We start from the raw sequence: 25,463 nt of genomic DNA on the forward strand, positions 1-25,463 counted from the left end.
GTTAAATTTGCACCCAACAACAACACAACAACATGAGTCAAGAGGTTTCTAAAAGATACGCACAAAGAGGTGTTTCGGCATCAAAAGAAGATGTACACAATGCAATTAAGAATATAGATAAAGGTTTATTTCCGAAGGCATTCTGTAAAATTGTTCCAGATTATTTAACAAATGATGATGATTATTGTTTAATCATGCATGCAGATGGAGCAGGTACTAAATCTTCTTTAGCATATATGTATTGGAAAGAAACTGGCGATATTTCTGTATGGAAAGGTATTGCTCAAGATGCTTTAATTATGAATATTGATGATCTTTTGTGTGTTGGAGCAACAGATAACATTATGTTGTCATCTACAATCGGTAGAAATAAAAGTAAAATTCCTGGAGAAGTTTTATCAGCAATTATAAACGGTACAGAAGAGTTAATCGAAGATCTAAAAGGTTTTGGAGTTACCATTCATTCCACCGGTGGAGAAACTGCAGATGTAGGCGATTTAGTTCGTACAATTATTGTAGATTCTACTGTAACTGCACGTATGAAACGTACAGATGTTGTTGATAACGCAAACATAAAAGCAGGTGATGTAATTGTTGGTTTAGAGTCTTTTGGACAAGCAAGTTACGAGACTGAATATAATGGAGGAATGGGGTCTAACGGGTTAACTTCTGCAAGACACGATGTGTTTCATAAATATTTAGCAGAAAAATACCCAGAAAGCTTTGATGCTGCGGTTCCTGAAGAATTAGTATATTCTGGAAATACAAAATTGACTGACGCAGTAGCCGATTCTCCTATTGATGCTGGTAAATTGGTATTGTCTCCAACAAGAACGTATGCGCCAATCATTAAAAAAATACTATCTAATTTTTCTTCGGATACAGTTCACGGAATGATTCATTGTTCTGGAGGAGCTCAAACTAAAATATTACACTTTGTAGATAATTTACACATTGTAAAAGATAACATGTTTCCAATTCCACCATTATTCAAATTGATACAAGAGCAATCTAAAACAGATTGGAAAGAAATGTATCAGGTTTTTAACTGTGGTCATAGAATGGAAATTTATGTAACTCCAGAAATTGCAGAAGATATCATCGCTATTTCTAAATCTTTTAATGTAGATGCAAAAATTATTGGTAGAGTAGAAGCTTCTGAAACTAAAAAATTAACAATTACAAGTGAGTATGGTGTTTTTGAATATTAAAAAACCAAGTCATTATTAAATTATATTAAAACTCCAACTACTTTTAAAAGTAGTTGGAGTTTTTAGTGTTAACTAATATTTTTTTGTAGTTAATTATTCTATTTCACTTTTAGATAAAAACTCCAGAATAAGTTTTGCTACTTCTCTCGTTTTTTCTTCTGCAGCAAAATGACCTGCATCCAATAAATGCAACTCTGCATTGGGTAAATCCTTTAAGTAAGCTCTTGCACCATTGGCATTAAATTTCAAATCCTTTTTTCCCCAATTAATTAATGTTTTTGGTTGATTTTCTTTCAACATTTTTTGCCATTTAGGGTATCGAATTAAATTGGTGTTATAATCTTTAAATAATTGTACCTGAATTTCTCTGTCTTTTTTAGATCTTAAAAATGCCAAATCGTGTGTCCAAGCATCTGGACTTTGAATATTGATATTTGTGCTATCTAAATCAAATAAATACTGCTTGTTTATTATAGCATTTTCACTTGTTAAACTATATAAAAAATCATGTTTTTCTTGCGAGGTATCTGTTTGTGCTGTTCTAAAAAAATCTTGTCGCTTGGGTGTTAAACCCTCTAAATAAGCATTGGCGTTCTGGATAATTAAAGCTTCTATTCGTTTTGGATTTTTCATCATCAGTCGATAACCGATTGGAGCTCCAAAATCTTGCATGTACATCACATAATTTTTAATTTGAAGCGTATCGATTAACTTCTCTGTATAAGCTGCCAACAAATCAAACGTGTACGTTGTAGTTGCTGGATCTAAATGTGTGCTATAACCCGAGCCTAAATTATCTGGTGCAATAACATGATAATGCGTTGCCAACATAGGAATTAAATTTCTATAACTATGTGAAGAAGAAGGATAACCATGTAGCAACACAATTGTCGGATTACTTTTATCTCCTGCTTCTCTATAAAATAGTTTTACACTATCAATTTCTGCATAATTATACGTTGTAGCTGGCGGTAAAAAGAACTGTTTTTCATTCTTTTCAGTTGTATTCTTACAGCCAAATAAAGAGGCTATAATTATTAAAACTAGTGTAAATTGTTTCATTTTATATGTCTATTTATTTAGGTTTCTCATAAAAACTCTCATTTTTGTAATAATAGCATCACCATCTTCCTCTAAAGCGAAATGACCTGTATCGTAAATGTTGTAATCTATGTTTTTTACATCTCTTTTAAAAGCTGCCGCACCACTTTCAGGAAAAAAAGCATCATTTTTACCCCAAACAATTAGTAATGGTGGCTGATTATCTCTTAAATACTGTTGCCATTTTTGATATAATTTTATATTATTCTGATAATCATAAAATAAATCTAAATTTACGGCATGTGCGTTTGGTCTAGACAAACGCAAGAAATCTAAATTATAAGTATCAGGGTCTACAGTTTTAGTATCTCTAACACCATGTGTGTATTGCCATTTTAAACCTTCTAAAGAAAAAGCAGGTAATATAGCGTCTTCGTTTTCTTTAGTTCTATTTTTCCAAAGTGCTCTTATTCCAGCCCAAGCTTCACCTAAACCTTCTTCATAAGCATTTCCGTTTTGGTTTATGATGGCGGTAATTCTTTCGGGATGCGCTGTGGCTAATCTAAAACCAATAGGAGCACCATAATCTTGAATCATAATCGCATAAGAATCAATCTTTTTTTGCTCTAAAAAGGAGTCTACAATTGTTGCTATATTATCAAACGTATATTTAAATGTCTCTGAATCTGGAAAATCACTGTTACCAAAACCAGGATAATCTGGAGCAATTAAATGATACTCGTTAGATAATTGCGCTAATACTTTTCTGTATTGATACGATGATGCTGGAAAACCATGCAGTAAAACAATGGTTGGGTTATTAACATTACCAGTTTCTCTGTAGGCAATGTTAATGCCATTAACTTCTAATGTTTTATATTTTATAGTTGATTTTTTACTTTCACTAATCACCAGTGAAGTGTTAGAGCCTTTTTTCGTTTCTGATATTACCTGCTCTTTACAAGAGATAAAAAGTAAAAAGATACTTAAGGTTAAGACTAAGTTTTTCATAATTTAAATCTCAAATTAATTTGAGAAAAGTTGAAAAGTCATAACCTAATATATGTATAGGTTATGACTTTTTTCTTTGTGTTTTTTAGTTTCTACCAGCCATAACACCACCATCAGTATCCCAAATAGCACCTGTTACCCAAGCAGCTTTATCTGATAATAAGAAGATGATACTATTAGCAATATCTTCCGATTCACCAAAACGACCTATTGGATGAAAACCATTGAAACCAACCAATGCTTCTTTAGCAGCTTCTTCACCTCCAAAAACACCATGATAAACAGGTGTGTTTACTAGGGCAGGAGAGACCGCATTCACACGAATGTTATCGTCTGCTAATTCCATAGCCAAGTGTTGAGTTAATGAATGTAAACCTGCTTTTTGCATAGAATATGCCGTAGAAGGCGTTGCTTTTACAGCTTGTTTTGCCCACATAGAACCTACATTTACAATAGCACCTCCGTTGGTTGCTTTCATTTTTTTAGCGGCACTTTGCGTGATAAAAAAGAACCCTCTATTTAAATCTAAATACGAATTGTAATCTTCCATGGTATGATCTAAAAAAGGTTTAGGACCAAAAATTCCTGAAGCATTTACTAAATAATCTAAGTTATCTAAAGCGTCAATCTTAGCTATTAAAGCATCAACTTCTGTTGTGTTAGAGATGTTTGCTGTGTGTTTAATTAAGTTTGCTGCATCGGCAATTTTATCAGTATTTCTTCCTACAACATGTACCGTTGCACCACCTTCTAACAATGCATTTGTTGTTGCATTACCAATACCACTTGTTCCTCCAATTACTAAGGCTACTTTGTTTGCAAATTCTTTCATTTTATATATTCTTTAATTATTAATTAATTCCAATTTGGTTTTTTCTCTATTAAGTATCCGTCAGAAACAGTGCTTCCTTCGAATGAATTTTCTTTGGCTTGTATTACAATAAAAGAGAAAAGTGCATCCGAGTTATTTCTGATGGCTCTTTCTGTATCTGTTGCAACTCTTACAACCGTTCCTTCTTTTAGATCTACATAATTATCATTGAGAAGTAATTGTCCTTTTCCTTTAACGGCTATATATATTTCTTCGTTCTCTTTGTGTTTATGAAGTAGAGGGATTGCCGTGTGTGGTACCATTGTATTAAACGATATTTCTGAGGAGGTTAATCCGAGCTCATCTTTTACAAATTTTTTACCATCTAATTTAAAATCTGGACTTGGTTGAAATACATTTTCAGTTAGATTTGAGAATTCACCTAATTCTAGCTTTGAATACTCTTTTGATATTTTGTTTTCCTTCATTATGAATTGTTGTTTAAAGACAGACAAGTCTGTCTTTGTTTAGTTAAATTTTTTTAAGTTATTATTTTTTCACATAAATTTTTAGACTCTATAATAGGCCAATCTTCTTGGTGTAAGTGGCTTTCTCCCACCGCACTTTCGTACAGTAAATAGATTTGTCTTGCTAATGAATTTACTTGCTCGCTTTTAACTTGCTCTAAATTGTTTGTAATTAGTTTTGTTATAAGTGCAATGAAATCGTTTTTTTGAGACTGAATTTCATGTCTAATAATTTCATTGTCTTTTGGTATTTCTGAAACCGTTTTTATACACCAACACCCATTAAAATCTTTATCTTGATAAAATAATTGAAGAAAATCGAATATCGCTAATATCTGATCTGTTCCTTTTGGTTTTGATGTTGTAAATTTTTCAAAATCTTCAAGAAAATTGATGTTCTTAAATTGAAGATAGGCCAAACAAATCTCTTCTTTAGATTTAAAATGGTTGTATAGCGTAGCTTTAGCAATACCAGCTTCTGCAATAATCTGGTTTATACCTGTAGAATTATACCCATTCTTATAAAATAAAAAGGAGGCTGTTTCAGTAATTCTATTTTTCACTTCACTATGTTTCATACTGCAAATATATAAAAAAACATTTAAAACAGACAGGTCTGTCTGTTTTTTATTTAATAACTTAATTTGCTACTACTATTTATAAAAAAATAGATTGCTTTTCAAATTAGGTGTAAGTATTATAAAAGATGATCCTTATTTATAATCATTATAAAAATACAAAGTTTTATGGTTTTCCGTACTTTCAAATAGTGTCTAGTAAAAAGTCATAAAAATGGTATTATTTAAGTTTATTTTTAGCCCAAAAAGTCCTTTATTTTTTATACAAATGGTCTTAGTGAAATTTAAAATACTGATAATAAGTAATGTTGTTTAAAGTGATGAGAATTCAATAAAAATAAAATTATTTGTTAACTTTTTTGTGTTGATAAGTTTTATTTAATTGATTTTAAGTGTATTGTGTTTTTTTATTGTAAACTTTATGATAATTGTCATCTTTTAGGTTGTACATTTGTGGGATATTTATCAAACAAAAAAACAATCTAATTGCTGTATAATACAATGAAATCTTCTACAATACTTACTCCAACAAAAACATATTCTAGAGACGAAGCTTTAAAAGCTGCTCTTAACTATTTTAAAGGCGATGAATTAGCTGCATCTGTGTGGTTAAATAAATATGCTTTAAAAGATTCTGCTGATAATATTTACGAAAGCACTCCTGATGAAATGCATCAAAGAATTGCTTCGGAAATAGCAAGAGTAGAGCAAAAATATAGCAATCCATTAACAGAATCAGAAATCTTTGATGCTATTAAAGATTTTAAATATATAGTGCCTCAAGGAAGTCCGATGGCAGGAATTGGAAATCCTTTTCAGGTAGCTTCTTTGTCCAACTGTTTTGTAATTGGTAATAATGGCGAATCCGATTCTTATGGAGGAATCATGAAGATAGACCAAGAACAAGTGCAATTAATGAAACGTAGAGGTGGTGTTGGTCATGATTTATCTCACATTCGTCCAAAAGGATCTCCTGTAAAAAATTCAGCATTAACATCAACAGGAATTGTTCCTTTTATGGAGCGTTATTCTAATTCAACAAGAGAAGTTGCACAAGATGGTAGAAGAGGCGCTTTAATGTTGTCTGTTTCTATCAATCACCCAGATGCAGAAGATTTTATTGATGCAAAACTAGAGCAAGGAAAAGTTACCGGAGCAAATGTTTCTGTAAGAATTGATGATGCGTTTATGAAATCTGTAAAAAGTGACGGTAAATACACGCAAAAATATCCAACGTTTAGTGAAAATCCTTTGTATACTAAAGAAATAGAAGCAACTAAAATTTGGAAGAAAATTGTACACAATGCATGGAAATCTGCAGAACCAGGAATTTTATTCTGGGACACCATTATTAATGAATCTGTGCCAGATTGTTATGCAGATTTAGGTTACAAAACAGTTTCTACAAATCCTTGTGGTGAGATTCCTTTATGTCCGTATGATTCTTGTAGATTATTAGCAATAAACCTATTTTCTTATGTAGAAAATCCTTTTACAAAAAAGGCTGCTTTTAACTTTGAATTATTCAAAAAGCATATTGTTATTGCTCAAAGAATGATGGACGACATCATTGATTTAGAATTAGAAAAAATTGATGGAATTTTAGCTAAGATTGATGCAGATCCAGAAGAAGAAGTTGTAAAAGCTACAGAAAGAAACCTGTGGATGAATATTAAACACAAAGCAGAAGAAGGTAGAAGAACAGGTATTGGTATTACTGCAGAAGGAGATATGTTGGCTGCTTTAGGTATTCGTTACGGAAGTAAAGAGGGAAATGTTTTTTCTACAGAAGTACATAAAGTTTTAGGAGTAGAAACGTACAGAGCTTCTGTAAATTTAGCAAAAGAAAGAGGTGCGTTTGCTATTTTTGATGCAGACAGAGAAAAAGAGAATCCTTTTATTTTAAGAATAAAAGAAGCAGATAGTAAACTGTATTATGAAATGTTAGAACATGGTCGTAGAAATATTGCTTTGTTAACGATTGCGCCTACAGGAACTACCAGTTTAATGACACAAACTTCATCTGGAATTGAGCCTGTTTTTATGCCTGTATATAAGCGTAGAAAAAAGGTGAATCCTAATGATAAAAATGTACGTATTGACTTTGTAGATGAGGTTGGCGATTCTTGGGAAGAATATGTGGTTTTTCATCATCGTTTTAAACAATGGATGGACGTAAATAACATCGATTCTTCTAAGAATTTTACGCAAAAAGAAATAGACGAGTTGGTAAAACAATCTCCATATTACAAAGCAACGTCTAATGATATTGATTGGAATAGCAAAGTAGAAATGCAAGGAGCTATCCAGAAATGGGTAGATCATTCTATTAGTGTTACTGTTAATTTACCAAATGATGTAACAGAAGAATTGGTTGGTGAGTTGTATTTAAAAGCTTGGGAAGTTGGTTGTAAAGGAGTAACTGTTTATAGAGATGGTTCTCGTTCTGGAGTTTTAATTTCTACGGATGAAAAGAAAGAAGATAAAATAACAACCTCTAATTTTTCTAAAAAACGTCCTCAAGTTTTAGAAGCAGATGTAGTTCGTTTTCAAAATCAAAAAGAAAAATGGATTGCTTTTGTAGGTTTGGTTGATGGAAGACCTTATGAGATTTTTACAGGATTAGCCGATGATGAAGACGGAATTTTAATTCCGCGTTGGGCAGATAAAGGATTTATTATTAAGAATAAAAATGAAGATGGAACGACTCGTTACGATTTTCAATATAAAAATAAGAGAGGGTATAAAACCACTATTGAAGGATTGTCTCATAAATTTAATCCTGAATTTTGGAACTATGCAAAACTAATTTCTGGAACCATACGTCATGGAATGCCAATTGATAAAATTGTAGAGTTGATACAAAGTTTACAATTCGATTCAGAATCTATAAGCTCTTGGAAAAATGGTGTACAACGTGCTTTAAAACGTTATGTAGAAGATGGTACGGAGGTAAAAGGACATACTTGTGAAAATTGTAATTCTACAAATTTAATTTATCAAGAGGGTTGTTTAACTTGTAAAGATTGTGGTTCTTCTAAATGTGGGTAGACTAACTTAGATGAAATGAAAAGCGCCAAATACACTTTGAGTATTTGGCGCTTTTTTTGTTTGTAAATTTTTGATGTCGTTATCGTGTTTGTATATGGTTAGTTGCGTGGTTAGGCAAGAACCAAGCAATTAATTATACACGCTGTTGGCTTTTAGTGCTTTTATTTTATCGGTTTTTGTTTTGTTCCTCTAAAGTTAATTATTTCAAGTAATTTCTCTTTTGGTTGAATTCTGTAGATTATGTAATTGTTTTTATCAATTAATCCTTTGTGAACATTTTTAAACTTTCCAGTTTGAGGACAAATTTTAGGATATTTACTAATTCGGGTTAACAGGTCATTTAGATTTTGTTCTAAATTCAGAATTTCCATTATAGTCCATTCTTTTTCTAAATAATCTAAAACCTTATCTAATCCATTTTCAGCTTGTGGTGTCCAAACAATTTTTAACGCCATTTATCAAAGCGTTTCATTACTGTTTCATTAGCTTTATGTTCCCCTTTGTCAGCTTGAGCTAAACCAGTCTTGATTTCTTCTTGTTCCTTTTTAGACATTTCACTCCACCAATCCACTTGCTCTTCCTCAAAAACAGATTTGAGTTTTTTTAAAATGCTTTCTTTTTGTGTTTGAAGTAAAAGATGCATTAATTCTAATTTTGTGGTTTCTATATTCATAATCCTAACTTTTATTATAACAAAGATAGTTTTTTATCCACAAACTTTATTCCGAATTAATTTGATAGAAATATTTTTTAGTTTGGTCTTAAAGTTTGATGTTTCTATGTTCTCCAGCATTAAAGCCAACTTTATTGATATGTCGAGTTTTAATTCGTTATATCAGACGATAACGAAGTTAGCCTTTTTAAAGGTTAGATTCAAACTAAATTATATAGACTTCTCGAAAGTTTTAAGAGGTTTTTTAAATTTTATTAAGCTTAATACTTTTTTTAAAACTATTGAGATTTCTCAATCGTCCAAAAAGGTCTCATTTCGAAATGACATTGTGAGTTTTTAATCAGTTTGTGTCATTCCGAGCGAGGTACGACGAGGAATCTCATAGTATATGTTTTTATATCGAGATTTCTCAATCGTCTAAAAAGACTCATTTCGAAATGACATTCTACGCTCTTATTCTTTTAGCTCACTAATTACTTGGTATAAATCTTCTTTAAGTTGCAAAATCATACGATTGTTTTAGATAATTTCTGATTGAGTCCAATCTCAATTTTTAGATAATTTTCGGTAAAAGTATTTCTTAAGTACTTTATATTAAGTTAAGTACAGTTAGTTAAAGTGCACATGTCGTTTCGAGTTTATGTTTTACAAGTATAAAGTTTTGCTTTAGTGTTTTTCTAACGTTTTTTATGAAATAAAGAATGTGTTTTTAAAATAGTGAGGTCATCTTTAAATTTCATTTCAGATTCAGCTCTATTGTAGGACTTAATAGAATGTTGCATTGCTATTTCTTTTAATTCTGGATTGGCAAGGGTTTCTATAGCTGTTAATGCTTTTTGTAATCTTAGCATCACCTCAATATTATCGGCACCGTCTCTGGCAATTGGTCTAAAAGCATCATCAAAGAAATCTTGCATCGGGATTTTAGGGACTTCAATACGATCAAAAGGAACCGTTTCATCATTGTTATCACTATTTTTTGTTTTTTCGTTCCATAAAAAAAATAATCTTTCGTGACTTCCGATAATTTGAATTGCCGTTCCAGGGTCATTAATACCAGGTGATAAAGCTCTACTTGCAATTTCAGTTAATGAGATTAACCCAAATCGAGGATCTTCGTCAAATAACCTAGTTTGCCCTATATGAATAGAATTGTTTATGTCTTCTTGCGCTTGATCAAAATCTAAAGTGTTTTCTGACTTAAGGTATGCAACAATAAAGTTTTTATGGACAAACTTACCCGGAAGACAGTTTAATTGAATTTTAAACTCTTTTTCTTCAGCTAGTAGTTGTAAAGATTCCATGTTGATATGCTGCACGTATCCAGTAGAACTTGCAAAAATTGTTTTTCCATCAATAAATTCATCTTTTATTGGAAGCCCTTTTAAATAAGGATGTTTTATATATGTTGATAAGGATTTGGATGCAACTGTTTCTACTTGACGTATGGTGTGTTCTAAACGTCCTAATCTCGAAATTCTGTCTACCCATCTTAAAAAGATGAGTATTACAATTGTAAAAAATATTAAAGTGAACAAAAAGAGAATAAATCTCCCCGCTTTTCCATAATAGCCATTATCAAGTGCAATTGTAGCGACGATACTAAATATAAATGCTCCTATAAAAACAGACAGTGCGTTCTGAGATACATCATCTTGGATAACGATTTTGAAGGATCTTGGAGTTGCTGTATCGCTTGCGGAGGAGAATGCAGAGATGATTGATGCAACAGCAAATGTGGATATGACCAACATACTTGCAGAAATTGTGTCTAAAAGTCCTTCAATTGACTCTATATCAATATCAGGAACAAGATTATTAATTCCAAGTCCATCGGCTTGATGCGCAAACAAAGCACCTGCAACGGAGAATAAACAAAAGAGTAGTGGTCTAAACCATAATTGTTCGCGAAGCCTGTTAAAATAAATTCTGAACTTTTTTTTCATTTGATTTTTCCTTAATTTATTTGATGAAGTTACCTTTTTTAGAGGTTAAATTCAAATTTTTAATCAAGTTGTGTCATTCCGAGCTAGGTACGACAAGGAAGCTTAAAGTTTGGGGTTTATTCTGATGAGATTTCTCAATCGTCCAAAAGGCCTCATTTCGAAATGACAATGTGAGTTTTTTAGTCGGATTGTGTCATTCCGAGTGAGGTACGACGAGGAATCTCAAAGCTTACGTTTTCTTATAAAGAGATTTCTCAATCGTGCAAAAGCACTCATTTCGAAATGACATTATGAGTTTTCAGTCGATTTGTGTCATTCCGAGTGAGGCACGACGAGGAATCTTAGAGTTTATAGGTTTATTATGATGAGATTTCTCAATCGTCTAAAAAGGCTCATTACGAAATGACATTGTGAGTTTTCAGTCGATTTGTGTCATTCCGAGTGAGGCACGACGAGGAATTTTAGAGTTTATAGGTTTATTATGATGAGATTTCTCAATCGTCTAAAAAGACTCATTTCGAAATGACATTGTGAGTTTTTAATCTTTTAGCTCACAAATTGCTTGGTATAAATCATTTTTCAATTCCAAATTCATACTGTTATTTTTAGAAAACTTTTGATTGAGTTCAACCTCAATTCCTACATATTTTTTACTAAAAGCCTTTCTTAAATACGTTGTAAATCCGTCTGCTTTTCCTAAATAAGGATAGTTAAAACGGACATTCCATTTGGGGTTTATTGTATACAAGCTAGCTTTAAGTTGTATGGCAATATTTTTTTCATGCGGATTTGAAGAATCATATAGCAAGCCAATATCACAATTCCGAACATCGTCATTTAAAATAGGCGTAAATGAGTGTATAGAAAGATGTATAACCTTTTTTTCCTTTGTAATAAGTGCTTTAATTTTATTTTCTACCCTATTTCTATACACCTCATAATAACTTTTAATGAGGTGTTCTTTTTCAATAAAAGATAGTTTTTTAGTGAATTCAGAGAATAAGTTTTTATGCCAAAGAGATCTATTTAGCTCAATTAACAGTCTACTTGTTTTACTGTAATCAGTGTAGGTTGCTAACGTTTTTAGCGAATTAAAAACATCTAATGCTCCTAAATCATAACCTCTGTGCGTGCTTAATATTTCTTTATCAGTAAAAAGAGTCTTGTAGGTATTTGGAATTTCATTTCCTCCATGCTCGCAAGTTATAATAAGTTTCATTCCTAATTATTTGGAATAAAAAGAGTGTTGGTTTCTAAACAATCTGCTAATTTGTTGTAGGTATTTATAATGTTTTCTTCAGAAAGATCATTGCTAAGATTATTTTCAATTCTTGTTGCCAATGTTCCGTGTTTAAAGATAATGTGCAATGCTTCTTTGTAGTTTTCAGAGATATCTTCTTTCACCAACTCGAAGAGTTGTTTCCATATTTCTTGAATTGTACTGCTTTTATAAATATTAAAAAGAGCTAAATATTCTTTATTGGTAATTTTATAATCTTCACCTTGTTTTATGGCATCGTCTAAAATACTGAATAGGTCTTGTTCTTTCCATTCCTTTTGCAATTGTAAACTAGACAACTTTCCGTTTACCAATTGTTTTAAAACTTCAATAATTAAAACACAAATAGCTACATCTGCCTTAGGGCATTCTTGTATGTCTACCAATCTAATTTCTATGGCATTTCTATCAAAACGAGCAATGGCTCCTCTAGAATTTAGAAAATGATGATCTAAAATATTGTTGGTGTCGTGTTTTTTAATCTTTGTCTTAATAGGATCAAAAATAGTTTTATGATAATCCGATTTAGAAAAAACTTGCTCAGGAATAACGCTACCAGTCATTTCCGGAATCTCTTTTTGATTGGTTTTGTAAAACTCTAAGCGAGTGTCTTTAAAACCTGTAAGTTTACCTTCTAAAACAGGAGAACTAGCGCATAAGCCAGGGATTAATGGTAGAATAACACGAATTGCAGCATGCAGCTTTTCAAACTCAGTATCATTATAAAAAGGTAAATTAATATGGGTACTTTGTACGTTAGACCAACCGTGTCCTTTACAATCAAAAATACGATTGTATAATTCATAAACCTCACTATAACTGTGTTTCCATAGTTGTGTGTCTTGTGCAGGATTCATTAAAGGATGGCACGCCGTAGGTAATAATTTGGTGTTTAATGGTTTTAAAAGCGCATTAATTTCAACAATATTTTTATGAAATTCATCCGCTAAATTGGTAAGATCAGCTGTTGGACCATTGGTTTTAATTTCTACAACATGTGCCACCAACTCGTTACTCCAAGCAATAGCACCATTTTCGATGTCTGATGTTAATTCGCCATTTTTTTTGGTCAATAAAGTATCTACAATTGGTGCAACTTTAAAAGAAGTATCATTAATTAGCATGTATTCTAACTCGATACCATACACTTCAAATAATTTATATTTTTTAGCCATTTTATTCTAAACGTTTTTTTAATGCTGATAAAATTTCGGTGTACACCAAATCACCATAGAAAGCATCTTCAACTCCAAAATCTACATTTGGGTTGTCGTTAATTTCGATGACCATTGGTTTGTTATTCACTACTTTTATATCTATTCCATAAAGTCCTTTTCCCATAATTCTGGCCGACTTTAAAGCCATGTCTAAAACTACTTTTGGTACTTTTTCTATTGGCAAACAATCTGCATCTCCATCTTGTTCATTTTTCTTTTTTGCACTCCAATTGTAAATCTGCCAATGTCCTTTTGCCATGTAATATTTACAAGCAAAAAAGGGTTTATCGTCTATAATACCAATTCTCCAATCGTAATCAGAAGGGCAAAACTCTTGCGCAATGATAAGTTCAGATTCTTTAAGCATATCATTTACTAAATCATAATACTCACTTTCTGTTTTTGCTTTTTTTACACCAAAAGAAAAAGTAGAATCTGGCGCCTTTAGCACACATGGTAAACCTACATTATCAATAACAGCGTCCATATTGTCTTTATGAACTATAATTGTTTTTGGAGTCGCAATATTGGCATTGTTTAAAGCTTCTGCCATAAAAACCTTATTGCAGCATTTTAAAATAGCGTCTGGGTAATCTATAATTGCAATACCTTCTTGCTGTGCTTTACGGGCAAAGGCATAGGCTTCATTATTAACTTCGGTACTTTGGCGGATAAATAAAGCATCAAAAGACGATAATCTGCTTAAATCTTTTGGTTCAATAATTTCTGCATAAATATTCATTTTCTCGGCAATGTCTACAAACTTTTTTAGTGCTTTTGCATTGCTTGGTGGTGCAGGATCATTTGGGTCTACTAATATGGCCAAATCAAAATCTGAAGTGGTTAGTTTAGGCGTGTCATAACGTTTTTTAGAAAAATACTGGTTGGCAAATTCATAGACACTTTCTAAGTGTTCATTTGGTATTTCAGATTCAGAAATAGCTTTGATACTTTGTATGTTCCACTTATTGTTGAAATTGAAATTTACACGTAAAAAAGGTACTTGAAAATGTTTGTAAAACAAGCTGCTTAATCCTTTGTATTTTTGAGCAACATTCTGACCAAAGTAAATACTTAAAGTAAAAGATCTCGATTTAATGTTTTTTAAGCTTTGCTGAATTTCGTCATCAAACTCATCAGAAACTATTTTTACCAGTTTTAATGTTTTTAAATCTACAATATTTTTTACGGTAGGTATTGCTAAATGCCCTCTAGCTTCTGCTAAAAGAGAAACATAGTAGCCTTTAGATTGGTAGCTGTAGTTTTTACAAAGGTTAAATATCCTCGCTTTTTTTATGGTAGAATATTTGGGATTTGTAAGATATTCTTGTGAGGAAATTACGGTAATATTATCAATAGAAAAAAGCCATTTTTCTGGTTGATTGGCAACAATGTATTTGTTCATTTATGGTGCATAATCGCGATATGTATTTTAAGTGAAATTATACTTTTTTTTGATTGAAAATACATGAGTTAAAAAATATAATAAATTATTTTTTAGTTGTTAACTTTCATTATAACAGTAGTTAAAGGATTTAATATTTATCTATTTTAGTATTTTATGCTGATTAAAATTTCGTTTTATTTCATGATTGCTAAAAAGAACCAACTATTTGGTTTTGTTGTGAGTGATAATTAGTTATTTCTAAGTATAAAGAAGCTTACTTTTCCTTGTAGGAAAAGCAATGATTTATTCCTTTTATGTAGAAATATTTGACGGTTTTATATGAGATTCTCAAAAACTTAAGTGCTTATTTCTGTTATTATAAGCTATTTTTAAAATCTAAATAGAATTGTTTCTTCCTTTAACCACTATTTGTAAGCTTTTTTAATGGCAGGTTTTTAGGTAAGGGTTTAATTTAAAGGTGTTTTGGGTCTGTTTCTTCTAAAAAGTATGTTAAGTTGCAGTTTTAACTTTAAAAAGTGAAGATTATGTAGGTATCAAAATAATATCTGTTATTTTTGCGGTAACAAATTCTTAACATTGAGTAATACAAACCAAACTTTTTTCGAGAGTGATTTTATCGCTGAAAACCAACAAGTTTTTCTTCCTATTTTAGAAGAAAAAAATATAGAACTTTTTATAAAAAGAGAAGATTTAATTCACCCTTTTGTTTCGGGTAATAAATTTAGAAAGTTAAAATACAATTTAGAAGAAGCTAAAAAGCTTAAAAAGAAGGCGGTACTTACTTTTGGAGGTGCGTATTCTAATCATATTGTTGCAACTGCAGTTGCTGGTAAAATGGAAGGCTTAAAAACCTTTGGTATTATTAGAGGTGAGGAATTGGGGAAGAACTTAGAACAAACTTTAGAAGAAAACCCAACATTAAAGGTTGCGCATGAACATGGCATGAAATTTCATTTTGTTTCTAGAGAATTATACAGACAAAAAACGTCTTTTGGTTTTATAGAGAAAATGAAAAATAAATGGGGTGATTTTTATTTAATTCCAGAAGGAGGAACAAATTTTTTAGCAGTGAATGGCTGTGAAGAGATTTTAACAAAAGAAGACGCTCAATTTAATTATGTGTGTGCAGCAGTTGGTACTGGAGGTACGTTAGCTGGTTTGATAAAAACATTAAAAAGGAAACAGAAAGTACTAGGTTTTCCAGCGTTAAAAGGGAATTTTTTATCCGAAGAAATAAAAAAATATACCATTAAAAATGATAATTGGAAATTACAAAAAGGATATCATTTTGGAGGTTATGCTAAACATAGTGAAGAATTAATTACATTTATTAATGATTTTTCAGATAAAACAGGTGTTCTATTAGATCCTATTTATACGGGTAAAATGGTGTTTGGTATTATAGATTTAATTAAAAAAGATTTTTTTGCTGAAGGGACTAAGATTTTAGCAATTCATACTGGGGGAATTCAGGGGATAGCTGGATTTAACCAGATGTTAGAAAAGAAAAATGAGCCAATAATTAAAAGTATATGAAGTTAAGAGTTGTATTATTTTGTGTGAGTTTATTAATTTTATCAAGTTGTGGGTCTAGCAAAAAAGCTAGTAGAACTAAAAGGGATGCTGGTGTTGTTTTAAATGAACCAAAGCCTGTAAAGATTCCTACATCAAGTGAAGTAGAACGAACTACAAATTTAATAACTAAAAACTCAAACTTAAATAAACAAACTTTAGATTATATTAGAGAATATGCCGCAGTTTCAGTTAAAGAAATGCACTTGCATAGAATTCCTGCCAGTATTACGTTAGCCCAAGGTATTTTAGAATCGGGCAGAGGAAGGAGTGAATTGGCTTTAAAATCTAACAATCACTTTGGTATAAAATGTCATAGTGAATGGCAAGGACAACGCGTTTATCATGATGATGATCATAAAGGAGAATGCTTTAGAAAATACCAGTATGTAGAATCTTCTTATGATGATCATTCTGCCTTTTTAACACAAAGAAGAAGGTATGCTTTTTTGTTTGATTATCATAGTGATGATTATAAAGGTTGGGCTAAAGGGTTAAGAAGGGCAGGATATGCTACAGATAGGCAATACCCTAATAAGCTTATTAAAATTATTGAAGACTACAGGTTGCATGAATTTGATAAAATAAAAAGCAATGGCTTTAATGTTGATCGTAAAAATACAAAAGTTGTGATAGAGGATAAAGGTCTCCAAAAAACTATTAGTAAATACTATGAAGTTAAAAAAGGAGATACGTTGTATTCTATTTCTAGAAAATTTAAAATAAGTGTTGAGGTTCTTAAAGAAATTAACGGCTTAAAAGATAATACAATATCTATTGGGCAACACTTGCTTACTAGATAAAAGCAAGTTTGTTATTTAGCTTCTATTAATTGAGCTAATATCTTTTCTACCCCATAGTTATCATTACTTTCGGTAGCGTAATTAGCAATTTTGGTAATGTCTTTATGAGCATTTTTCATAGAAAAACTAAAATCGGCCTCTCTTAACATTTCTATATCATTATGGTAATCACCAAAAACCATCGTTTCTTCTTTGGTGATATTTAAGATTTTTTGAACCTCTCTTAAAGCATTTCCTTTATTTGATTTTTTATCAGAAATATCTAGCCAGTTTTTGCCTGAGATTTTAATTAATAAATCTTCATCAAAATCTTTTATAAGTGGGTATACATATTCTTCTGAAGATGTAAAATGATAAATTGCTACTTTTAAGAAATCCTCGTTGTCTATAATGCTATATAAATCATCTACAATTTGGTATTTGGTATAATATTCTTGAAACAAATCAATAAAATCTTCATCTTTAGAATCTATAAATGCGCCATTTTTTCCACACAAAACCACATGAGAGTTTTCTATACTTTTTAAAATCGGAAGAATTTTTTTAATTTTCTCTGCAGAAAGTAAATTTAAGACTAATAAATCATCATTTTTTTTTGCAATTCCACCATTTTCTGCAATTACATAAATATTATTTTTAATGGCATCTAGTTTAGAGACAATGCTATTGTATTGTCTTCCGCTTGCAGCGCAAAAAGTAATATTTTTTTCTTTCAGTTGTTTAAATAAGTCAAAGAATAAGGTACTTACTTCACCTTTTGAGTTTAGTAATGTTCCATCCATATCAGAAACTACTAATTTTACTTTAGATAAATTCATTGTGCTGTAAATAGATGTGAGATTATAATATGTTTTTAGTAGAATTTCTTTCAACTAAATCTGTTTTAACAATAACAGTTTCATGTTTTTTCTTAACCTTAGATTTGTCTTCTAATCTGTTAATTAGCATTTCTGCAGCTGTAGCTCCCATAATCTCTCCATGTTGGCTAACAGTAGTCATTCTTGGGCTAGAGTGTCTTGCTAAGATTCCGTTAGAAAAGGAAATAACGGAAAAGTTTTCTGGAATTTTATGTCCCTGTTTTATAGCTACTTTCATTGCTGCAATAGCAGAAGATTCATCTGTAGCAATAACACTATCTATGGTGTTGTCTTTAAAAATAGGAGTTAAAATATTCTCGTAGTTTTTATAGTTGTCATCTATATTTATGATGAGGTTTTTTTCGGCTTTAAGATTATAATCTTCCAAACCTTTTAAATAACCTAATTGTCTTCTTCTTCCAATATCTAAATTATTCATTGTAGAAATAAAGGCAATATTTTTATGACCAGATTTTACTAAATAAGAGACGGTACTTCTTGCACTGTCAAAATTATCTGTAACTACCTTGTCGCACTTTAATTTTTCTGCAACTCTATCAAACATAACAATTGGAGTGTCATTGTCTAAAACTTCTTGAAAGTGTTTATAATCTCCTTTAGAAACCGTTTCTTCTGCAAGCGATAATATAAAACCATCTATACTTCCGTTAGAAAGCATTTCAATAGTTTCTACTTCTTTCTTAAAAGATTCATTAGAAATACATGAAATTATTTTATACCCTCTGTCGTTGGCAACTTTTTCGATACCATTAAATACCTGAGCAAAAAAATAGTTTAACATATTCGGAATGATAATTCCGATAGTTTTGGTCTGTCTATTCTTTAAACTTAGTGCATTAAAGTTAGGTTTGTAGTTTTTCTCTTTAGCGTATTTTTGAATTTTATCTTTTGTACTTACGCTAATTTCATAACTGTCATTAAGTGCTTTAGAAACAGTAGAAATAGAAACATTAAATTCTTTAGCAATGTCTTTTATGGTAAGTCTTTTCATATTTGATTCAAAAATTAAAGACTAAAATACAAAATTCTCGGAATATAATAGCTAAAATTGATTATTTTACAATTTTATAATATTGAGGATTCTTTAGAAGCTCAAAAAGTAGAAATCCATAGAGGATAACGTATTCTATACCAACAAACCAAAGGTTTTCTTTCCAAGGAATATTTGCATAGGCTTGATAGCTAAAAATAATTACAATTGTCCAAATTACAGGAAAACGATACTTCGTAAATACAGAAAAAATTAAAGGTGTTGCTAGATACCAAGGATGTACAGTTGTTGCTGTAAAATAGTAAAAACACAATCCAAATAACATTGCTGTAATTAATGGAATTATAGTGTTGTTTTTTCTGAAAAAAGTGATTATAACAAGAAATAAAATAGTTAAAATAGGAGTGATTTTTCCAATAATTGCAATTTCATTATAGCCTCTAAATTGGTAACCAATTTCTCTAAAAATATAATAGAAACTTGCATTAAATTCAAAGTTTCTAAACCATAAACCAACAGAATTAGCATAATTATTAATGAATTCTGATGAATAAAAAGGAAGAAATAAAATAATGATTGTTGTTAATGTTATTGCATAAAACCCTATTAGTTTTTTTATTCCTGAGAAGGCAGGAATCCATTTTACACCAAAAGTATTAAGGGGAGTGTTCGAAGAAGTAAGTTCTTCTTTATTAGAAGATTTTTGAACAAACCATTGAAAAAACAAGGGTAAAAACAATAGCGGAATTAACTTTACGGAAACAGAACAAGCTAAAAGTACTGCGGCCCATACCCATTTTTGTTGATGTAATTTGTAAAAACTCCAAATTAAGAAAAATAACATAACCGGCTCAAAATGCAAGTTCCCCGTCATTTCTATAATTATAAATGGATTTAATGCATACAAAAAAATGTTTTTTACAGGCAAGTTTAATCTTTCTAGTAGTTTCTTTCCGAAATACAGGATTCCAATATCTGCAAGAATAATAATTAGCCTTAAAACTACAATAGAACCAAATATACTTTTACTAGCAAACAACGCAGCTATTAAAAAACAAAGCTGGTTAATAGGTGGGTAATTAGTAAAATGGCTTCCATTCATCTCGCCCATACCAACATACAAATTAGATGTTTCTGCTATTGGGTGAAGACCTTGTTGAATGTAGGTTTTTGGTAACGATAAATACGGATTCAACCCTTCAAGAATCATACGTCCATCCCAAATAAATCTGTAGAAATCTTGAGATAAATTTGGGATAGCAAAGAGGAAAATCAACCTAAAAAGAATAACTAATCCAATTAAAGTTGACGTGTTTATGGATTTGCTTTTGATCAAAAAAAAGAAACAAGTAAAAAGTGAAAACCATAAAAATAAAAGTTTATAGAATTCTGTTCTTTCTAAATAATAGGCAAAAGTTATATATAAAAGTGTGCTAATTAAAATTAGGAATAGGTCTTTGTATTTATTAAAAGACAACATTAAGCTTTAGAAAATATTGATTTAACGAATACATAACTATACCCAATAAAAAGCATAAAGTGAAAAGGAAATAAACCGAAATCTCCACCTTGGTTCCCAACAATAAATGCACTGTACATACCAAAAACGAAATATAGCGCCAATAAACCTTCTAAAATAACATGAAAAGAGGGCTTTTTCTTAATGTATTTATTGCTTTTCCATTCTCCTTTTAATCCATTAATATTAAATTTTGGAGTTCTTATAAATTCACTTTTTTTACCTAAATGACCTTCTAAAACAGCAATTGTATTGTGTAAAGAAAAACCCATTGCAATGGAGAAAAAGGTGAAAAAAGAGCCAATATATTTTATAAATTTTACAAATCCGCCACCGTAAATTGCTTTAAACATAAACCAATAACAAATAAAAAAGATAAGTGAACTTATTACAAAAAAGCTCATGACATAAAAGTATATTTTTAGATGCGCATATTCATTTTTAATGTACAACATAGGCACACTTAAAACTGCTACCAAGAAAATACACGTAAACATCGAACTGTTTAATAAGTGTAATAAACTATGAATTTTAGTTTTAAAAGGAACGTTTTTACTTTTAATAACACGTTTCATCATTTTCTGAAAATTCTCTGCGCCACCTTTATTCCATCTAAACTGTTGAGATCTTGCAGCACTAATTACCACAGGTAATTCTGCAGGTGTAACTACTTCTTCTAGGTATTTAAATTTCCAATTTTTTAATTGTGCTCTATAACTTAAATCTAAATCTTCTGTAAGCGTATCTCCTTCCCAGTTACCAGCATCATAAATACATTCTTTCCTCCAAAGACCAGCAGTACCATTAAAGTTAATAAAATGTCCCTGACTATTTCTACCCACTTGTTCTAACGTAAAGTGTGCGTCTAAGGCAAAAGCCTGAATTTTGGTAAGCGTAGAATAATCTCTGTTTATATGTCCCCAGCGTGTTTGAACAACACCAATTTCTGGATCCTTAAAATAGGGAACAGTTTTGTATAACCAATCTGGTTCTGGTAAAAAATCTGCATCAAAAATAGCAATGAATTCTCCTTTAGCTGTTTTTAAACCTTCTTTTAACGCACCTGCTTTAAAGCCTTGTCTATTGCTTCTTCTAGTATGCTGAATATCTATGCCAAGTGCTTGAATTTCTTTGATAAGTTTAGCGGTAATTTCTACAGATTCGTCGGTAGAATCGTCTAAAACCTGAATTTCTAACTTTTCTCTTGGGTATTCTAATAACGCAATGTTTTTTAACAAGCGCTCCATTACATACAACTCGTTATAAACGGGTAACTGTATGGTAATAAATGGAATCTCATTTGTATTTGAGAAATTATATTTTTCTGAGTTATCTACTTTCTTTCTTGCTTTTAAATAATTTAAAAGCAAATTTAATTGCGCTAATGCATACATAAAAATGAGCAATAACGATAACGAGTAAATAATTATAATAATGTATTCTATAACCACTATTTAAAACTGTATTTAAAAATCCAACCTAATATTTTAACTCCTGCAAAGATACTTCCTTTTACAGTACCTGATACTTTAGAAACGCCTATTCTATTTCTATATTTTACAGGAATTTCTACGTAACTTAATTTTTGTTTTAATGCTTTTAATTGCATTTCTACCGTCCAACCATAAGTCTTGTCTACCATGTTTAGAGCTAGTAATTTATCATATTTTATAGCTCTAAAAGGACCTAAATCTGTATATTTTGCGCCAAAAAATAACGTCATTAAAAAAGTAGCTAGCCAATTGCCAAACACCTGTTGCGGTGTCATAGAACCACTTTCTCTCGTATCTTTTACACGAGAACCAATTACAAAATCGATATTATCATGTAAGATTGGGTGAATTATTTCTGTTAACTGTTCTGGGTAATCAGAATAATCTCCATCTAAAAACACAATAATAGTTGGTTTTATTTCTTGCTGACTAATGTATTCCATTCCTTTTAAGCAAGCAAAACCATATCCTTTTCTAGTTTCTGTTAAAACAGTTGCACCTGCATTTTTTGCATTAACTTCTGTATTGTCTGTAGAGTTGTTGCTAATTACAATAACTTCATTTACTATTTTAGGAATGTCGTTAATAACATTTGCTATAGAATCTTGCTCGTTATAAGCAGGTATAATTACTTTTATTAGTTGATCCATTAAAATTTTACATTTGGATTATCCTTCTTAAATACAAAATAAGATGTCCACTCTCCAGTTTTTTCGTTTGCGCTATAATGCTCTGCTTTTTCTAGACGATTATTTTTATAAACTAATGCATAACCATCTTTAACACCGTTTTTAAACTGAATTTTTTTCTTCTCTTTATTAGTATAGAAGGTCCACCAATTATTAGCAGAATCATTCGTATAAGTACCTTCTTTTAATAATATTTTATTTTCGGTGTAAAAGTACCAATATCCATTTTTTTTATCGTGATTAAAATGACCTTTTTTTGAAATGTTCCCATTTGAATGATAAAAAGTCCAAAAATCTACCTTTTCATTATTTTGAACCCATCCTTTAGATTGTAAATTTCCTTGTGTATTAAAATTTTGAATAAATTCTTTTTCCTTTTGAGCATAGGTTGAAATAAAAAAGAGGCATAATGCATATTTAAGAATCATATTTTTTTGTTTATAGTTTCTTGTTCTTTAGTGTGTTAAAATTAATTAGTTGCTATTTATAGGTTAATTAATAAAATTCATAAACTCATTAACCTTTTATGTAGTCGCTTATTTCTTGTATATAATACATACGTAATTTTTTTTATTTAAGGTTTTTTTAAAAAATTTTAAAACCGCCACTTGTTTTATTACGTAAGTATGGTGTCACTAACATTTAAAACAAAACAATTATGACAATTAAAAAAATGAATAATATTGGAACTCTTGCAGGATTATGCATGATGTTTACCACTATTTGTATGGCTCAGAGCCCAGTAAGTGGATTTATGAAAAAAACAGGAGAAGGCGCTTTGGTTTTATCCTATTCTCAAGAATCTTATAGTAAGGTGTTTTTAGTGCCTAATGAGGTAGACGGAGTACCTGTATTTAATGATGTAACTACAACAAGTATTTCTTTATACGGAGAAATTGGTGTTACTGATAATTTTAATATTGTATTAAATGTACCTTATATTAAATCTGAAGGAAATGCAAGTAGTGAAGTTTTAGCTAATAATGGCTTTGAGAATGAAAGAAAAGGATTACAAGATTTAAAAATTTATGCGAAGTATAAAATTCACACTTTTGATTTTGATAAAAACTCTTTATCTCTAATTGGAGCTGCTGGTTTAGAAACACCTTTAGGTAGTTACAACGCAGATGAAGGTTTACAATCTATTATTGCTATTGGAAATGAATCGACTAAATTTAGTGCTTTTGGTATTGCTACTTTTAAAAACGATTCAGGAATGTTTGCAACAGGTCAGGCTGGTTACAGTTTAAGAGGTAACGATGTTCCAAATGCTTTTATCACAGAATTAAAGTTAGGGTATGCATCCTCTAAATTTTACGTAGATGCGTTTGTTGCCAACCAATTATCAGATAAAGATGGTGTTGATATTTTAGGCGAAGGTTTTGAAGGCTTTTTTCCTGCAACACGTGTAAATTATACAAGAATAGGTGTTAATGGTTTTGTGCCATTAGATGAATCTGTGGGTATAACAGCGGGAGTTAGTAGTTATGTAAGTGGTAGAAACGTTGGGAAATCTACAGGGGTTTACGGTGGTGTTGTTTACTCATTTTAATCAATAAATAAAAAAATATATACAATTATGAAAAATTTATCTATATCAAAATATATATTAATGTCAGCGATGGCTATTAGTACATTAAGTTCATGTGAAACAACATCAAATTACGAAGAAGAATTACCTTCTGTAGCTAATATTGCTGTTACAAACCAAGATTTTAGTACGTTAGAAGCTGCAGCTGTAGCTGGTGGTGTTGCTGTTGTTTTAAGTAACCCTAATCCAGGAGATGTTTCTGGAGATTATACCGTTTTTGCACCAACTAATGATGCTTTTGCAAGATTAGGATTAAATGAAAATACTTTAGGAGCACTTCAAAAATCATTTTTGACGAATACATTATTATATCATGTTTCTAATGGAAACTTACTTAATTCAGCAATTTCTGCTGATGTTTCTTCAACATCTGCTCTTGGAATTGACAGACGTTTTGTAACTCGTGATGGGGGTACTTATATCAATGGTTCTAAAATATTAGCAACCGATGTTATGGCAAGTAATGGTACTGTACACGTAATTGATAAAGTTATGATTGCTTCTGGAGCTGATATTGTACAAACTGCAATAGCACTTCAAACGGCTCAGGTTTTTACATCACCAGAATTAACTTATTTAGTGGAAGCTGTTCTTTATGCAGATTTAGCTGGAGCACTTTCTGCTTCGGAAGGTAGCCCTTCGTTTACAGTATTTGCTCCTACAGATCAAGCATTTGTTGATTTAGGAACTGCATTAGGATTAACTTTTACAAAACCAGAAGATATTCGTCAATTACCTGTAGAGGTAGTAAGATCAGTACTTTTAAACCATGTAATAGCAAACGATGGTAAATTTACTTCAGAGTTAAGTGAAGGAGCAGTATCTCCATTAGGAGGAGATGATTTAACTTTAGGTGCTTTTACGAATGGTACACTTACGGTTACTGGTTTAGGTAACGGTGGTGAAGTTGCAAATATGGTAATACCAGATGTACAGACTACAAATGGTATCGTTCACGTAATAGATAGAGTATTATTACCAAATCTATAATAAAATAGAGTGTTAGTTTAGTTTGATTTTTAAAGCCACAAATTTATTTTGTGGCTTTATTTTTTTACAAAAAATTGAATTTTTATACTTAGGGATTTATGTTTAGTTTGCTTGCTAACATAAAGAAATGTTTTTAACGTCTTTAAAATAAGTCGTAAAGTTTACTTTTACTTCTTATTCCAAA

General features: G+C 30.8%; 23 protein-coding genes. 6 read left to right on the top strand and 17 right to left on the bottom strand.

All coding sequences use genetic code 11. The features are described 5' to 3' along the window. The first annotated feature begins 32 nt into the window (after positions 1-32). Positions 33-1,211, top strand: coding sequence for an AIR synthase related protein (locus GQS57_RS08525; protein WP_165732417.1), 1,179 nt, complete (start codon positions 33-35; stop codon positions 1,209-1,211). A gap of 93 nt (positions 1,212-1,304) precedes the next feature. Here GQS57_RS08525 and GQS57_RS08530 read toward each other — a convergent pair whose 3' ends face one another. The 5 genes from GQS57_RS08530 to GQS57_RS08550 all read right to left on the bottom strand — a co-directional run bounded on the left by GQS57_RS08530 (position 1,305) and on the right by GQS57_RS08550 (position 5,179). Beyond that, positions 1,305-2,273 (bottom strand): alpha/beta fold hydrolase, encoded by a 969-nt coding sequence (locus GQS57_RS08530; protein WP_165732419.1) that lies wholly within the window; start codon positions 2,271-2,273, stop codon positions 1,305-1,307. Between the two features lie 9 nt (positions 2,274-2,282). Next, complete coding sequence (locus GQS57_RS08535; protein ID WP_165732421.1) at positions 2,283-3,263, bottom strand: alpha/beta fold hydrolase; 981 nt, start codon at positions 3,261-3,263, stop codon at positions 2,283-2,285. A gap of 85 nt (positions 3,264-3,348) precedes the next feature. Continuing rightward, positions 3,349-4,095 carry an SDR family NAD(P)-dependent oxidoreductase gene (locus GQS57_RS08540; RefSeq protein ID WP_165732423.1) on the bottom strand — a complete coding sequence of 249 codons (747 nt, stop codon included), beginning with the start codon at positions 4,093-4,095 and terminating at the stop codon, positions 3,349-3,351. Positions 4,096-4,118: 23 nt separating this feature from the next. Beyond that, positions 4,119-4,562 carry a cupin domain-containing protein gene (locus GQS57_RS08545; protein WP_165732425.1) on the bottom strand — a complete coding sequence of 148 codons (444 nt, stop codon included), beginning with the start codon at positions 4,560-4,562 and terminating at the stop codon, positions 4,119-4,121. Positions 4,563-4,615: 53 nt separating this feature from the next. Then, complete coding sequence (locus GQS57_RS08550; protein ID WP_165732427.1) at positions 4,616-5,179, bottom strand: TetR/AcrR family transcriptional regulator; 564 nt, start codon at positions 5,177-5,179, stop codon at positions 4,616-4,618. Positions 5,180-5,680: 501 nt separating this feature from the next. Between GQS57_RS08550 and GQS57_RS08555 the strand changes: the two genes are divergently transcribed. After that, positions 5,681-8,230 carry an adenosylcobalamin-dependent ribonucleoside-diphosphate reductase gene (locus GQS57_RS08555; RefSeq protein ID WP_165732429.1) on the top strand — a complete coding sequence of 850 codons (2,550 nt, stop codon included), beginning with the start codon at positions 5,681-5,683 and terminating at the stop codon, positions 8,228-8,230. 161 nt (positions 8,231-8,391) lie between these two features. Here the strand turns inward: GQS57_RS08555 and GQS57_RS08560 are convergent, their stop codons facing one another. The 6 genes from GQS57_RS08560 to GQS57_RS08585 form a co-directional block, all read right to left on the bottom strand. Then, a complete protein-coding gene (locus GQS57_RS08560) occupies positions 8,392-8,685 on the bottom strand; it encodes a type II toxin-antitoxin system RelE/ParE family toxin (protein WP_165732431.1) in 294 nt (97 codons plus the stop codon). After that, positions 8,676-8,903: a hypothetical protein gene (locus GQS57_RS08565; RefSeq protein WP_165732433.1), complete on the bottom strand. Its 228-nt coding sequence runs from the start codon at positions 8,901-8,903 to the stop codon at positions 8,676-8,678. The genes GQS57_RS08560 and GQS57_RS08565 overlap by 10 nt, the downstream gene beginning before the upstream one ends. A gap of 677 nt (positions 8,904-9,580) precedes the next feature. Next, positions 9,581-10,849: a DUF2254 domain-containing protein gene (locus GQS57_RS08570; protein WP_165732435.1), complete on the bottom strand. Its 1,269-nt coding sequence runs from the start codon at positions 10,847-10,849 to the stop codon at positions 9,581-9,583. Between the two features lie 538 nt (positions 10,850-11,387). Continuing rightward, positions 11,388-12,068 carry an N-formylglutamate amidohydrolase gene (locus tag GQS57_RS08575; RefSeq protein WP_165732437.1) on the bottom strand — a complete coding sequence of 227 codons (681 nt, stop codon included), beginning with the start codon at positions 12,066-12,068 and terminating at the stop codon, positions 11,388-11,390. A 2-nt stretch (positions 12,069-12,070) separates the two neighbouring features. Then, the gene (locus GQS57_RS08580) at positions 12,071-13,303 is read right to left on the bottom strand and encodes a glutamate-cysteine ligase family protein (RefSeq protein WP_165732439.1); all 1,233 of its coding nucleotides are present in this window, start codon (positions 13,301-13,303) and stop codon (positions 12,071-12,073) included. A 1-nt stretch (position 13,304) separates the two neighbouring features. Beyond that, positions 13,305-14,750, bottom strand: a complete 1,446-nt coding sequence (locus GQS57_RS08585) for a RimK family protein (protein WP_165732441.1) — start codon at positions 14,748-14,750, stop codon at positions 13,305-13,307. A gap of 618 nt (positions 14,751-15,368) precedes the next feature. Here GQS57_RS08585 and GQS57_RS08590 point away from each other — a divergent pair. Continuing rightward, a complete protein-coding gene (locus GQS57_RS08590) occupies positions 15,369-16,289 on the top strand; it encodes a pyridoxal-phosphate dependent enzyme (RefSeq protein WP_165732722.1) in 921 nt (306 codons plus the stop codon). Then, entirely contained in the window at positions 16,286-17,128 is an 843-nt protein-coding gene (locus GQS57_RS08595) for a glucosaminidase domain-containing protein (protein ID WP_165732443.1), read from the top strand. Before GQS57_RS08590 ends, GQS57_RS08595 begins: the two co-directional genes overlap by 4 nt. Positions 17,129-17,139: 11 nt before the next feature. Here GQS57_RS08595 and GQS57_RS08600 read toward each other — a convergent pair whose 3' ends face one another. The 6 genes from GQS57_RS08600 to GQS57_RS08625 all read right to left on the bottom strand — a co-directional run bounded on the left by GQS57_RS08600 (position 17,140) and on the right by GQS57_RS08625 (position 23,126). Next, positions 17,140-18,000: an HAD family hydrolase gene (locus GQS57_RS08600; RefSeq protein WP_306771830.1), complete on the bottom strand. Its 861-nt coding sequence runs from the start codon at positions 17,998-18,000 to the stop codon at positions 17,140-17,142. Next, positions 17,969-18,997: a LacI family DNA-binding transcriptional regulator gene (locus tag GQS57_RS08605; RefSeq protein WP_165732446.1), complete on the bottom strand. Its 1,029-nt coding sequence runs from the start codon at positions 18,995-18,997 to the stop codon at positions 17,969-17,971. The genes GQS57_RS08600 and GQS57_RS08605 overlap by 32 nt, the downstream gene beginning before the upstream one ends. A gap of 61 nt (positions 18,998-19,058) precedes the next feature. Next, positions 19,059-20,477, bottom strand: coding sequence for a mannosyltransferase (locus tag GQS57_RS08610; RefSeq protein WP_165732448.1), 1,419 nt, complete (start codon positions 20,475-20,477; stop codon positions 19,059-19,061). Further along, positions 20,477-21,967: a cellulose synthase family protein gene (locus tag GQS57_RS08615; protein WP_165732450.1), complete on the bottom strand. Its 1,491-nt coding sequence runs from the start codon at positions 21,965-21,967 to the stop codon at positions 20,477-20,479. Before GQS57_RS08615 ends, GQS57_RS08610 begins: the two co-directional genes overlap by 1 nt. After that, positions 21,967-22,659 carry a glycosyltransferase family 2 protein gene (locus GQS57_RS08620; protein ID WP_165732452.1) on the bottom strand — a complete coding sequence of 231 codons (693 nt, stop codon included), beginning with the start codon at positions 22,657-22,659 and terminating at the stop codon, positions 21,967-21,969. The genes GQS57_RS08615 and GQS57_RS08620 overlap by 1 nt, the downstream gene beginning before the upstream one ends. Beyond that, positions 22,659-23,126, bottom strand: coding sequence for a toxin-antitoxin system YwqK family antitoxin (locus tag GQS57_RS08625; protein WP_165732454.1), 468 nt, complete (start codon positions 23,124-23,126; stop codon positions 22,659-22,661). Before GQS57_RS08625 ends, GQS57_RS08620 begins: the two co-directional genes overlap by 1 nt. A 230-nt stretch (positions 23,127-23,356) precedes the next feature. Here GQS57_RS08625 and GQS57_RS08630 point away from each other — a divergent pair, with 230 nt between their 5' ends. Together GQS57_RS08630 and GQS57_RS08635 are read left to right on the top strand one after the other, a co-directional pair. After that, on the top strand, positions 23,357-24,250 hold the full coding sequence (locus tag GQS57_RS08630) for a hypothetical protein (protein ID WP_240915455.1): 894 nt from the start codon (positions 23,357-23,359) through the stop codon (positions 24,248-24,250). A 27-nt stretch (positions 24,251-24,277) separates the two neighbouring features. After that, positions 24,278-25,279: a fasciclin domain-containing protein gene (locus GQS57_RS08635; protein WP_165732456.1), complete on the top strand. Its 1,002-nt coding sequence runs from the start codon at positions 24,278-24,280 to the stop codon at positions 25,277-25,279. The last annotated feature ends 184 nt before the right edge of the window (positions 25,280-25,463 follow it).

It is taken from the genome of Polaribacter sp. 20A6, from assembly GCF_011378915.1.
Classification (GTDB): Bacteria; Bacteroidota; Bacteroidia; order Flavobacteriales; family Flavobacteriaceae; genus Polaribacter; species Polaribacter sejongensis.